Genomic DNA, 13,674 nt, shown 5'->3' on the forward strand with positions numbered 1-13,674 from the left:
AATGATTAAACAAACTAATAGAGCAAGAAACTATTCACTCATGACCGTCATTCTATGCTGGTCCGGACTCGTAGTCATGTCCAGCTTATATGTCACCATTCCGCTTATTTCCGTGTTCGCGCAGCTTTTCAGTATTTCCGAGACACAGGCAGCTGCTGCGGGAAGCACCTTTTCAATTGGCTTTGCCCTCGGGTGCTTAATCTATGGCGCTCTATCGGATAAATACGGGCGGAAACCCGTTATTTTCGCAGGACTGCTTTTTCTGGCGATGATCTCTTTCATACTTGGATTTGTTCATCAATTTACCTGGGTCTTGGTTCTAAGGGGACTGCAAGGTGCTGCGGCTGCAACCTTCTCCCCGGTTTCACTTGCCTATGCGGTGGAAATGTATCCGGCGGAAAAACGGGTTACAACAATCGGGTTTATAAGTACGGGATTTCTGGCAGCAGGGATCGTGGGGCAAGTAATCAGCAGTGTAATCAGTGAGCAATACGGATGGAATGCTGTGTTTTATACCCTGGCAATAGTGTACGCATTAACCGCGGCCGTGGTGTTCTTCTTGCTTCCAAAAGGAGGCATCCAGCAAGCCCATGCTAATATCTGGGAACCTATGAAGCAAATCGGCAAAGTATTTGTCCGGAAGCAGTTGCTGCTATGCTATTTGGTAGCGTTTGTACTGCTTATGTCATTTGTAAGCATGTATACGGTGCTCGGCAATTATTTGAGCCAAGTTCCCTTTGAACTGAGCAAGCAAGAGATCCTCTATGTGCGAATGATTGGCATATTGGGCATGCTCGTGTCTCCCTTCGCAGGCAGAATATCCAAGCGGCTGGGTGTGCGTGTTACGCTGCGGGCCGGGTTGTTGCTGGCAATCATCGGCTTGGCTTCTATGGGAATGATCTCTCATCTGCCGCTGCTGGTTATCATGAGTATCATCTTTGTATCAGGCATCGCCATTGCCGTGCCTTCCCTGGTTTCGCTTGTAGGCCAATTGGGAGGGAAGATGCGCGGAATAGCAGTATCCGTCTATACGTTTATATTGTTTACTGGTACCAGCTTCGGTCCGGTGATTTCACTCTATTCCATGAAGAGCGGCAACTACCTGATTACATTTATTCTGCTAGCTTGCATCCTGTGCGTCGGTTTATTGGCCGCTATGCTTATTAACCGGGAGGAGGCCGATGAAGTGAAACAGGCGGTTGTCCCCGTAGATTTAGATTTGTAATTATCATAAAGAATTCAACTAGGTAATATCTGCAAACCGGGAAATCTCCAGCTTGATCTGGGATGACCCGGTTTTTTTGGAAAAATCTTAATTTTACAAACATGACTCCTTAAGATCACGCATTGTGAGATGATCCCGCTTACAACATAATGAAGCTAGAGATTAAATATTGGCTAAGGGGGATTTACGGGATGAAGTTCAAGCCACTGATGATTGCACTGCTTGCCAGCGCACTGACTTTGGGACTGGCTGCTTGCGGCAGCGGCAATAATGGAAGCGCTAGCAGCAACAATGGCGGGAAGAATGAGGGCAGCACGAACAGTCAGACGAACGCCGGCAACAAAGAAGACACGAGCAAGAAAGAGGTCAAGATTACTTTCCAGAACATTTATCCGGATCCGACCGATCCGAAGTACAAAATGCTTCGCACGGTTGTTGCCAATTATGAAGCCGAGCATCCAAATGTCAAAATTGAGCTGGATTCGCTGAATACCGACCAGCAGAAGGTCAAGCTGAAAACTCAGGCGGCTTCCAAGGAAGTGCCGGACATTACGATCGTTAACCCGGCTGCGCAGATGAAGCCATTTGTGGATGCAGGCCTGTTTGCACCGCTCAACGAGATGGTAGAGAAAAATGGACTGAAGGGAACCTTCCAAGAAGGCATTCTGGATTATTACACCTTCGACAACAATCTCTATGCGCTTCCGGACGGCAACAATATCGCCATTGTCTATTACAACAAGAAGATGTTCGAAGAAGGCGGGGTCAAGGTTCCTACCACCTTCGAGGAAATGGTTGATGTGGTGAAGCAGCTTAAGGCGAAGGGCATTCAGCCGATGGCGATCGGCGAGAAGGATTCCTGGACCGGTTCCTTCCTGTTTATGAATATTCTGCTCCGTACGAATGGCGGCCCCGGCTTCCTCCAGGATGTGATCGATGGCAAGAAGACTTTTGAAGATCCGGCGTTCACCGAAGCGGTTAATGCCTTTGAAGATCTGGTGCAGGCTGGAGCCTTCCAGGAAGGAGCAACGTCCTTCGACTATAACGCAGGCGAGAACTTGTTCAAGACAGGCAAAGCCGCGATGTATTTTATGGGCAGCTGGGCTACGGGCGGTATTGAGGAATCGACAGCTAACGAGAATCAAAATGTCGGTGTGTTCAAGTTCCCGACCGTTAACGGCAAGGGAAATCCGGATGAATTCATGCTTGCTCCGGGCAGCGCGTTCGCCGTCTCCAAGGACAGCAAGCATTTGGAGGAGACCCTCGACTTCCTGAACTACTTCCTGGTCAACTATCCGAAGGAAATGTTCAATCTGAAAGGCGCGATCGGTCTGGCGCAGACGGTGGACGGTGATTTCAAAGCGGCCGGATATTCCGATATGGCGATGGAAGTTCTGAAACTGTTCAAGGATGTTAAAGGGGGAGACCTCGCCTTCGATAATACGATGAACCCGGGTACGGCACAGGCTCATCTAAGCAGCATTCAGAATCTGTTCGTATCCAAGACAGATGCGGGCGTAGTTGCAAAAGAGCATCAGACGGCCTACGAAGAGAATAAAGAATAACAGACGCTGAGGAAGGAGACCGGAAGAAAGCTGGAAATCCCAAGCTCTCTTCGGTCTCCTTGCTTCTCCTTGCTCTACATTAACGTCTAGATAGGAGGGAACATCATGAATGTGCTTAAGGTGTCCGGATGGAAGATCGCTGCGTTTGTGCTGCCTTGTCTATTCATATACAGCTTGCTGGTATTCGTGCCGATTCTTGTCTCCTTCTACAGCGGCCTGCTGGATTGGAACGGGATCGGCGCGGCTAAGTTTATCGGTCTTAAAAATTTCGAGAAAATGCTGACAAACGATCCTATATTCTGGCCCGCTGTTGGAAGAACCATGCTGCTTGCCGGAGTATCCATGTGCGTGCAGCTGCCTCTGGCTTTATGTATAGCGATATTAATCAGCCGCTATGTCAGGAAGCCCAACTTTCTCGTCTCCAGCTACTTTCTGCCCGTCATTCTATCCGTTGTCGTGATTGGACAACTGTGGAAGACTATTTACAATCCGGCTTCGATGGGCGGAATGATTAATCAGATTCTGGAGTCATTAGGGCTTAACAGTTGGACGCACTCCTGGTTGACCGAGCCGAAGATAGCGGTCTATTCCGTGATCGTCGTCGCTTTATGGCAGTATCTTGGCTATCATATTCTGATTCAATTTACCGGCATTCAGAATATTCCTTCCGATATTTACGAAGCGGCCAAGATCGATGGCGCCAGCGGACTGAAGGCAGATCGTTACATTACGCTGCCGCTGATCGTGCCGATTTTCAAAATTTCGGTGGTGCTATCGTTTATCGGTTCGCTGCAATCTTTTGACTTGATTATGGTGATGACCGGCGGAGGTCCGGCACATGCGACAGAGGTCGTGGCCAGCCTGATGTACAATATGTCGTTCTTATCCATGAAGTACGGATACGGCAGTGCGATCGCTTCTTTCCTGGTCATTCTATGTCTGGCAGCAACGATTATTATCAACGGTTTGTTCAGCAAGCTGGACAAACGGTATTCATAGAAGAGAGGGGGAGATAAGATGAGTCACACGGCACCTGTCCTGCGGAAACCTACTGTGCGGAATTATAGACATAGACGCTTCTCAATAACCACTTCCATCGTCTATGTGATCTTCGCGATCCTGATCGTTACTCAGCTCTATCCTTTGCTGTGGCTGCTGATCTATTCCTTGAAGACGAACGAGGAGATTCTCTCCGGAAGCTTCTTCGCCTTGCCAGCCAGTCTGCAATGGCAGAATTACAGCGATGCGCTCGGAGGCGGGCAGTATTTCCGCTATTTGCTGAATAGTCTATTTGTTACTTCTGTAACGATGCTCTGTGTTATTGTACTGGCTTCGCTGACTGGATTCGCCATCGCCAGATTCCGTTGGAAATTTGCGAATGTGGTATTGATGGTGTTCCTCGTTGGGATGATGATCCCGATGCAGGGCACCTTGCTTCCGCTGATGATCATTTTCAAGCATCTGGGGATTTTGAATACGCATCTGTCGCTCATTTTGCCTTATATGGCTTTTCAGACGCCAATTGCCGTATTTATCATTAGCGGCTTCATGCGCTCGATTCCGCACGAGATCGAAGAATCAGCCATTGTAGACGGATCGGGCGTCTTCCGGATTTATTGGAATATCGCACTGCCGATATCGGTTCCGCCGATGATGACTGTCTGCATACTGACTTTCATTAATATTTGGAATGAATACATCCTGGCTGCCACCTTCGTTACAGCCGAGCGGTTAAAAACATTACCTTTTGGCGTATACAGCTTCGTCAGCCAATATTCGGTCAATTATGGGGGAATTGGGGCCTTCCTCGTGCTCGGAGCACTGCCTGTCATCCTGATCTACTTCCTGCTCGCAGAGAAGATTACGAAGGGGATGGTCGCCGGGGCCGTCAAAGGGTAAAATAGGTTTACTATGAGAAGCTTCCGTTCAATTCATACCCGTCTGTTTCTACTATTATTAGTAGGTATGCTAGCTTTAGTATTAATAACGACTTATTTATACTATCAACGGGCGACCGAGCAAATACGAACCAAGGTGAGTGACATTGCGGAGAAGAACATGTCTCAGACCGCGGGGTTATTTGATTTGCTGTTAAAAAGCTATGACAGCGTTACTAAATCGCTGAACAGCAATACCGAGTTGATTCGTCTCCTGCAGGATCGCGGCAATAAAGATAATCCGGTGGTGCAAGTTAATAATGATCAACGGATTACCGATACATTAGGGGCAATCTTTTATTCGCGTGATGATATCGTAGGGATTCATATTGTTACCTATTCCGGCCGGGTATACAGCTATGAACGTTCTATGGGCGGAATGGTTCGCGAATATGCGGAGACGGCCTGGTTCCGGATGCTGCGTCAGTCTTCCGGGGAGATGAAATGGCTGGGGGTGTACCCTCAGTCGCTGATGAGCGGGGGATTCGACAAGCCGGTCTTCGCTTTTGGCCGTCAGCTGTTCGAGCTGACCGAGCTTAAGAAGATCGGCGTCGTGCTGATCGAGACGGATGCTTCCGCGATCATCTCCGCGTTATCCAATGCCAGTCTGGGAGCAGGCAGCATTGTGGCGATCCGCGATGAACATGGAATGGAGATCATCAGCACCGCTCAGGGTGGGGAGGAGACGGGCATTCCGCAGAACTGGCCTTCTACAGCGCGTATCGACGGCATCCGAAACCAGGAAATGAACGGCTCCTTGCTTACGGCCGCGCCGATTCAAAAACCGGAATGGACGTTAATTAGTCAGACCCCGATGTCGGATATGCAGCTTGAATTGAGGAAGACCAGACAGTATCTAATGTCTGTCGTTATTGGCGTCATTATCGCCGCTACATTTCTGGCCGGCTTCATCCCGCGGACCTTCTCCCTGCCATTTAAGCGACTGATCCGTCAAATGAAGCAGGTAGAGATGGGGAACTTCCGCGGGGAAGTGAAGGCCGGTTCCTATGAAGAGATTAATGTGCTTGTCGCTTCCTTCAACCGGATGGTCGGACGAATCGATGACCTGATCGAGCGGATTAAGCTGGCATCGATCAGCGAGAAGAGCGCCCAGCTTCAAGCGCTTCAGACCCAGGTGAACCCGCATTTCCTGTTTAATACGCTTGATATGATCTATTGGATGCTGGATGAACGGGAAAATGACCGTCTGGGCCGGGTTATCCTGGCCTTGTCCCGCATGTTCCGCTATAACAGCGAATGGGAGGAAGGTGGCAGTTCCCCGCTGGGCAATGAGCTGGAGCAAATGCGCAATTACTTGACGATTATCGAGACTCGTCTCGGTGAGAGATTGCATGTAAATATTTCGGTTCCACCGCAGCATCTGGATTCCAAAATTCCAAAAATGACGCTGCAGCCGATTATCGAGAACGCTGTAAAATACGGCCTTGAACCGCTGGCCCAATCGGGCACGCTGCATGTCTATAGTGAGGAATGTGAAGACCGCCTGCTGTTGATCGTAGAGGATGATGGGGTGGGCATGGACACGGCTACCCTGGAGCGCCTCTCGGATATATTGCTTCCCGGCCGCCACGGAGCCGAGCACGAGCTGGAACCGCAGATGAAGATCGAGCAAGTGGAGGGATTGGCTGTAAGCCGCCGCGGTATAGGGCTTTTTAATGTTGATCAAAGATTAAGGCTGATGTTCGGCGAGCCCTATGGTCTCATTCTACATAGCGAAGCGGGGCAAGGAACCAAAGTTATTGTTGTAATGCCAAGATCCGATACGAGAGGAGCAGAGGTATGAACATTTTGGTTGTTGATGATGAGAGCATCATCCGCGAAGGGATTCAACGTACGTTAGCTCATCATTTTCCTGAATATTCCGTTCATTTGGCTGCGAAAGCGGATGAAGCGGCCTGGCTGCTCAGAACCGAGTCTATCGACCTGGTCTTAACGGATGTACGAATGCCTGGCATGACAGGGCTTGAACTGATGGAGCTGTCTCGCAGCAGACACCCTCATGTCAAATGGGTGGTCATCTCGGCTTATTCCGAATTTGCCTATGCCCGCGAAGCGGTGCGCCTTGGCGCCCGGGATTACCTGCTTAAGCCAATCGGCAAAGAAGCGTTAATCGATATGGTGGAGCAGCTTAGCGAGGAAATTGAGCAAAGCACGCTGCGCTCCAAGGAGACGCATTTGTTGCGGCAGAATGTGCGCCTGCTTCGGGAGGGCGCACTAACCAGGCTGATTACCGGATTGGACCTTGGCGGTATCGATTTGAACGCGTTGCTGGAGGAGCCGCCTTATTTCTATGTGGTGATGGTACAAATCGAACAGAAGCGATCCGGACATCTGGAGCATTTTATTGTGGAAAATGTGTTGACGGAGTTGATCGACAATATTGGCTATGGTGTCGTAGCCAGCGCTTCGCTCTGTCATCTCGTAGGCCTGGTAACACCGGATTTGCCACACCAGCTGCCTGTGCTGCTTGATGAACTGAGGACCCAGCTGAAGCACTGCTTGAAGGTGCCATTCCGGATCATCGCCTCGGAGGAGCTGGACAATTTCTCCCTCATTCCGAGCCAGGTTGAGCTTCTGAAGAAAGCGGCAATCGATCAATTCAACGAGCCCGAGCATGATAATAATCATAACAATGAAGCCATTGAACTGGCGCTAAAATATATCCGAGCTCACTATCAGGAGGAGCTTACGCTTGAGAAAGTATCTTCCGTCGTCTTTCTAAATCCGGTTTATTTTAGCCAGTTGTTTAAACAGAAGGTGGGACAAGGGTTTAAGGACTATATTATCCATCTGCGAATGGAGGAAGCGCGGCGCTTGCTGAGCCAACCGGGCCTGAAAATTTCCGAGGTCGCGGAGAAGGTGGGCTATCAGGATATGAGGCATTTCTCCCAGGTGTTCCGTCGCAAATATAACATGACTCCAAGCGACTATCGCCAGCTGGGCGATTCCGGGAAGGGAGAGGGGCACCGCCTTTCCTGGAGCTAATGATGGAGCCGGTCGGCGTAGCCCATCCTAGATAACCATATGTACGAATTAGCGCAAAAAACCGGAGCAGCCCTGATTTCAAAATGGGGCTGCTCCGGTTTTAACTTTTCCTGAGCTATGATATTCTACTTAGAATATCCGCAACCTGCTGCTCAAGATCAGGCATAGGGCAATGATACATCGGACCGATAATCGGCTCCATCAGGATGGGGAAGAGCAAAGCGCCAAAAATCTGCACGCTCGTCAGTATCAGCTTGTCCGGGTCCAGCTCATTTGTCATTTCTTTCAGGACAGCGGTTACTTTTGGAAATCCCATTGTCTTCACATAATGAGCGAACTCAAATTGGGAGTCAAACGGGAAGCTGCTATGCCTTACAATTTGCCTCAGAAGCTCCGGATATTTCTGAAAGGTTCTGGCGTATTCGGTCAGGAAGATCTCCATGCGCCTCTTGGCGGGCAGTTCCACTTGATCCAGAATGGAGAAGCAGCCCTTATATGAGTTGAGGATCGTCTTGATCGTCTCGTTTAACAGCTTATCCTTGGAGCCGAAATAGTAATTCACCATCGCAATATTTACGTTTGCCAGTGCCGCGATTTTCCTTGTCGTTACGGATTCAAAGCCGGTCTGCATAATATAATCATGAGTGACCTTTAAAATATGCTCTTTCGCTGATAATTCATGTTCTTTAGATGACTGCTTCATAGGCTCACCCCGGCTCTTTCAATATTTTTGAATGCAGTGGCCAGCATCAGCTTCAGACGGTTGATCTGATTGACCTCCGTTTCGCTGGCATCATAGTCAATCGCTGTAATGTTAGCTGCTGGATACAACTCCTTAAGGCCCTTAAGCATTCCACGTCCTGTAACATGATTCGGCAGACAGGCGAACGGCTGAATGCAGGCGATATTCGTTACTCCGCTCTCAATCAGCTCCATCATCTCCGCGGTCAGGAACCAGCCTTCCCCGGCTTGATTGCCGACAGACAGCAGCCGGCTCGCCTTATCGGCCAGCTCGAAGATCGTCAGCGGCGCGGTAAAGCGCTCGCTTACCAGCAGTGCATCCTTGAGCGGCTTGCGGAACTGCTCCAGGAAATAAATCGCGCTGCGTCCGCCTGCGATTCCCAGCTTGCTCTTGCCGAGATGCTGGCCTTTGTACATCGGCCCGTAGCTGCAGTAGAGGAAGAAGTCGAGAATGTCGGGGATCGCCGCTTCTGCGCCTTCCTGTTCAATCAGCTCCACAATATGGTTATTAGCTCCGGGATGGAATTTGACGAGGATCTCGCCAACGACACCGATTCGCGGCTTACGCTGATTTGCAATCGGCAACGTGTCGAAGTCCTGCACAATCCGGGCGAGGTTGCTCCTGTAAATTCGGAAGCTGAAATGATATAGCGAAGCACGGCAAGTGTCCATCCATTTACGGAACAGGTCATCGGTGCTGCCCGCTTGAAGCTCGTAGGGGCGGATCCGGTTTCTGACCCGCATCAGGGCATCGCCATACACGGTAGCCGCAATCAGCTTCTTGATCAGGCCTAGCGAGAATTCAAAGCCGGGATGCTTCTCCAGGCCGACCGCATTCAGCGAGATGACCGGAATCTGTTCCAGGCCGGCATCCTTAAGCGCTTTGCGCAGCAGCGCGATATAATTTGTAGCGCGGCAAGCTCCGCCTGTCTGAGACATAATAACTGCCGTGCGATGGACGTCATATTTGCCGCTTCTCAGGGCATGAACGAGCTGGCCGATGGTCAGGATCGCCGGGTAGCAGGCATCATTATTCACGAAGCGCAGTCCTTCATCGATCGTATCCGGCGTCACTTCCGGGATCAGCTCAGCCCGATAGCCTTCACTGTTCAGCACCGCCTCATATAATTCAAAATGAATCGGCGACATTTGCGGGATCAGAATCGTATAATTCTGCTTCATTTCCTCCGTGAACAGGACTGTACCGCCGGATAGCGTCTCTGTCCGATCCGCTCTCACAGTCTTATGCTCACGCTCTTTCATCGCGGCCAGCAGCGACCGGATTCGAATGCGGGCGGCTCCAAGATTGTTAATCTCATCGATCTTGATCATCGTATACATCTTCCGGTTGCTTTCCAGTATCTCCTGAACCATGTCGGCCGTCACCGCATCAAGACCGCAGCCAAAGGAATTCAACTGTACGAGCTCGACCTCCTCGCGCTTGGCAACTACCCTGGCCGCGCGATAGAGACGGGAATGATAGGTCCATTGATTGACAACACGCAGATCATTGGCCGGCTCGGCAAGATGGGCGATAGAATCCTCGGTTAATACCGCCAACCCGTACGTATTGATTAACTCGGGAATCCCGTGGTGAATTTCCGGATCAACATGATAGGGTCTGCCGGCGAGCACAATCCCCTTTGTTCCGCTCTCCTCCAGGAAACGCAGCGTTTCCTCACCCTTGCGGCGAATATCCCGCCTGACGGCATCTGCTTCTGCAAGGGCGGCATCCACGGCTTCATTTATTTCCTTACGCGGGATCTGTGTAAAAGTATTTGCCAGCTCTTGCTTGAGTGATTTCGGGTTATCCAAAGTCAGGAAGGCCTGAACATACGGAATGCCCGCCTCCTTGAGTCGATCCATGTTAACGCGGATTACTTCAGGATAGGAGGTGACCACCGGACAATTGAAATGATTCCTCGCTTCTTCATCTTCTTTATGTTCATAGACGACCGAAGGGTAGAAGATGAAATCGACCTTCTGGTCGATCAGGCTGTCCACATGGCCATGAGTTAATTTGGCCGGGTAGCAGACGGACTCGGAAGGGATCGATTCCATGCCCCGCTCATACAATTTCTTGCTGGAACGAGGCGAGAGGATCACACAGTAACCAAGCTTTTTGAAGAAGGTGTGCCAGAATGGATAATTCTCATACATATTGAGAACTCTTGGAATTCCGACCGTGCCGCGCATTGCTTCTTCAACAGGCAGTGATTCATAGCCGAAGATCCGGTCATATTTATATTCATAAAGATTGGGCAGATTGCTTTTCTCTTTGCGCATGCCGGCGCCGCGTTCACAGCGATTGCCGGTGATGAAGAAGCGCTTGTCCTGGAAGCGATTGATCGTCAGGGAGCAGTTATTGCCGCATAGACCGCAGCGGCTATGGGATACCGAGCAGGTGAATTCCCCAAGCTCGGATAGCGACAACAGGCCGCTTGATCCGTCCTTGTATTGCTCCTTGGCGATCAAGGCGCAGCCATAGGCACCCATCATCCCGGCGATATCCGGCCGAACAACCTGCTTGCCTATCAGCAGCTCGAAGGCCCTTAACACCGCTTCATTGTAAAATGTCCCGCCTTGAACGATGATGTTCTCGCCAAGCTCCTCGGTATTGCGCAGCTTCAGCACTTTCTGGATCGCATTTTTGATGACGGAATAGGAGAGCCCCGCGGACAGATTGGCCAAGGAGACGCCTTCTTTCTGTACCTGCTTCACCTTGGAGTTCATAAAGACAGTGCAGCGCGAGCCGAGGCCAACCGGCTCATCGGCAAGCAGCGCCGCTTCCGCGAACTGCTTGATCGGCACGTTAAGCGAACCGGAGAAGCTCTCCAGGAAGGAGCCGCATCCGGCGGAGCAGGCTTCATTCAGCATCAGTCCATCGATCGCTCCGTTTTTGATCTTGATGCATTTCATGTCCTTGCCGCCGATATCGAGGTTAAAATCCACGTTCGGAGAGAAGCGGGCCGCCGTTTTGTAGTGGGCCACCGTCTCGATTTCGCCGATATCGATCTGGAATGCGGCTTTGATCAATCCCTCGCCATAGCCCGTTACCGCGGCATTTGCGATGTAGACATCGCTTGAAAGCTCGCGATACATTGCCTGCAGACCGCTGCGTACCGATTCCAGCGGATTCCCGTGATTGCTGTCGTAGAACGTATCGAGCAGCTCATCATCCGTTCCGGTCAGCACGATCTTGGTAGTCGTGGAACCCGCATCGATTCCGAGGAAGAGGGGGCCGCCATAACTTATCAGCTCCCCCTTGGGGACCGAGGCTTGGGCATGGCGCTCACGGAACTGCTGCAGTTCCCATTCATCCTGGAACAGGCGGGGAAGGGGGGCGGTGCTGCGGCTTCTGCCCATCATCGTAAAGCTCTCGAAGCGCGAGCATAGATCGCTGATCGCAATCGGCTCATTGCCGCGGCTCTTGATGGCTGCGCCGAGTGCTACGAAATAGAGACTGTTCGCGGGGAAGATGACCGATTTGTCAGCGATCTTCAGCGTCTCGGCGAAGCGCTGGCGCAGCTCGGATAAATAGGTCAGCGGGCCGCCGAGAAAAGCGATGTTGCCGCGAATCGGACGCCCGCAGGCCAGCCCGCTGATCGTCTGTGTAACGACGCTCTGGAATACGGAGGCGGCGATATCCTCTTTGCGGGCGCCTTCATTGAGCAGTGGCTGCACATCGGTCTTGGCGAACACGCCGCAGCGGGAAGCGATCGGATAGATCGTCTTGCAGCCTTTGGCCAGCTCGTTCATTCCCTCCGCATCGGTCTTTAGCAAAGCGGCGATTTGATCAATGAAAGCGCCAGTGCCTCCGGCGCAGGCGGAATTCATTCGCTGCTCCAGCCCGCCGGTGAAATAAATGATTTTGGCGTCTTCGCCGCCCAGCTCAATGACAACATCGGTGGCGGGTATGTATTGCTCGACGGCCTCTGTGCAGGCGATAACCTCCTGAACGAAGGGCAGTCCCACATGCTCTGCCAAGGATAGTCCTGCAGAGCCGGCTATGTTCATCGATACGGCAGCGTCCGGAAATTCAGCCTTTACATCATTTAGCATTTGCAAGGTCGTACCTTTCACATCCGCATAATGTCTGCCGTATCTCTGATGTATGATCTCGCCATTTGCTGTAATGGCAACCAGTTTAGTTGTAGTTGAACCAATATCCAGTCCAATGTGAAGTAGCATACAAAGGGTCTCCTTCAAACTGTGATTTAAACATTGTTTAACGCGAATATAGCACTGGGACTTTAAAGAGGTCTGTAATAAAAGGCACAATTTTTTTAAATTAATTAATTTAAGGTGCTGTAGTTTTGTAAGCAAATGCTTTATAATGTAATTGTCATAGTTACAGCTATGGTTCGCATGTATGGACTACGGTGTCTCGGCTTAAGGTCGGGAATAAAATAAGGAGGATTCTAGATGAAAGTTGAAGTATGGTCAGATATTGCTTGTCCCTTTTGCTATATAGGAAAACGGAAGTTTGAACAAGCGTTGGAGCAGTTCCCTCATAAAGATCAGGTGGAGCTCGTCTTCAAGAGCTTCCAGCTCGATCCGAATGCGCCGAAGCAATATGACGAATCGATGGACGAGATGCTTGCACATAAATATGGGGTTTCCGTTGAACAAGCCAGAGGGATGAATGAGCAGGTATCTGCGCAGGCGCGTGAAGTCGGATTGGATTATCACCTGGATACGGCGGTGATGACGAACACGCTTGATGCCCATCGCGTTAGTCATTATGCGGATACGAAGGGCAAGAGCAAGGAAATGATGGAGCGCCTTCTGGCTGCCTATTTCACCGAATCGAAGCATGTCGGGGATCATGACGTATTGGCTGGCCTGGCTGCCGAGGTTGGGCTGGATGGCGCTGAAGTGAAGCAAATGCTGGCTGGCGACGAATATGAAGAGCAGGTCATTGGCGATCAGCAGGAAGGGGCAAAACTGGGTGTTCAAGCCGTGCCGTTCTTCGTACTCAATCGCAAGTATGCGGTTCGCGGCGCACAGCCCGTGGAAGCCTTTCTGGGCGCGCTGAATCAGGTATGGGAAGAGGAGAATCCCAAAGCGAAGCTCGACCTCCTCGGTTCTGACGGTGCAGCTTGCACAGATGACTCTTGCTCATTGTAAGCCGCTGAAATAGGATAGCCTAATAGCAAAAAGCCAACCGATGATTAGCAGAGGCTGATCACCCGGTTGG

At 50.8% G+C, this 13,674-nt stretch carries 9 protein-coding genes; 7 read left to right on the plus strand and 2 right to left on the minus strand.

Annotated features, from left to right (window positions below; all coding sequences use genetic code 11):
• Position 1: 1 nt before the first annotated feature.
• The 6 genes from DMN77_RS19370 (at position 2) to DMN77_RS19395 (ending at position 7,733) form a co-directional block, all read left to right on the plus strand.
• Positions 2-1,225: an MFS transporter gene (locus DMN77_RS19370; protein WP_256872495.1), complete on the plus strand. Its 1,224-nt coding sequence runs from the start codon at positions 2-4 to the stop codon at positions 1,223-1,225.
• 191 nt (positions 1,226-1,416) lie between these two features.
• On the plus strand, positions 1,417-2,790 hold the full coding sequence (locus DMN77_RS19375; RefSeq protein WP_068781118.1) for an extracellular solute-binding protein: 1,374 nt from the start codon (positions 1,417-1,419) through the stop codon (positions 2,788-2,790).
• Positions 2,791-2,895: 105 nt separating this feature from the next.
• On the plus strand, positions 2,896-3,789 hold the full coding sequence (locus DMN77_RS19380; protein ID WP_179016063.1) for a carbohydrate ABC transporter permease: 894 nt from the start codon (positions 2,896-2,898) through the stop codon (positions 3,787-3,789).
• Between the two features lie 18 nt (positions 3,790-3,807).
• Entirely contained in the window at positions 3,808-4,689 is an 882-nt protein-coding gene (locus tag DMN77_RS19385) for a carbohydrate ABC transporter permease (protein WP_082790105.1), read from the plus strand.
• Positions 4,690-4,848: 159 nt separating this feature from the next.
• Positions 4,849-6,531, plus strand: a complete 1,683-nt coding sequence (locus DMN77_RS19390; RefSeq protein WP_372776236.1) for a sensor histidine kinase — start codon at positions 4,849-4,851, stop codon at positions 6,529-6,531.
• Entirely contained in the window at positions 6,528-7,733 is a 1,206-nt protein-coding gene (locus DMN77_RS19395; RefSeq protein ID WP_179016065.1) for a response regulator, read from the plus strand. The genes DMN77_RS19390 and DMN77_RS19395 overlap by 4 nt, the downstream gene beginning before the upstream one ends.
• Before the next feature lie 115 nt (positions 7,734-7,848).
• Here DMN77_RS19395 and DMN77_RS19400 read toward each other — a convergent pair whose 3' ends face one another.
• Positions 7,849-8,436, minus strand: coding sequence for a TetR/AcrR family transcriptional regulator (locus DMN77_RS19400; protein WP_068781122.1), 588 nt, complete (start codon positions 8,434-8,436; stop codon positions 7,849-7,851).
• Positions 8,433-12,665, minus strand: coding sequence for a 2-hydroxyacyl-CoA dehydratase (locus DMN77_RS19405; protein WP_179016066.1), 4,233 nt, complete (start codon positions 12,663-12,665; stop codon positions 8,433-8,435). Before DMN77_RS19405 ends, DMN77_RS19400 begins: the two co-directional genes overlap by 4 nt.
• A 234-nt stretch (positions 12,666-12,899) precedes the next feature.
• On the opposite strand from DMN77_RS19405, the gene DMN77_RS19410 reads away from it, so the two are divergent.
• The gene (locus tag DMN77_RS19410) at positions 12,900-13,604 is read left to right on the plus strand and encodes a DsbA family oxidoreductase (protein WP_068781124.1); all 705 of its coding nucleotides are present in this window, start codon (positions 12,900-12,902) and stop codon (positions 13,602-13,604) included.
• Positions 13,605-13,674 lie beyond the last annotated feature (70 nt).

Origin of the sequence: Paenibacillus sp. 79R4 (genome assembly GCF_013393165.1) — a bacterium.
Taxonomy (GTDB): Bacteria; Bacillota; Bacilli; order Paenibacillales; family Paenibacillaceae; genus Fontibacillus.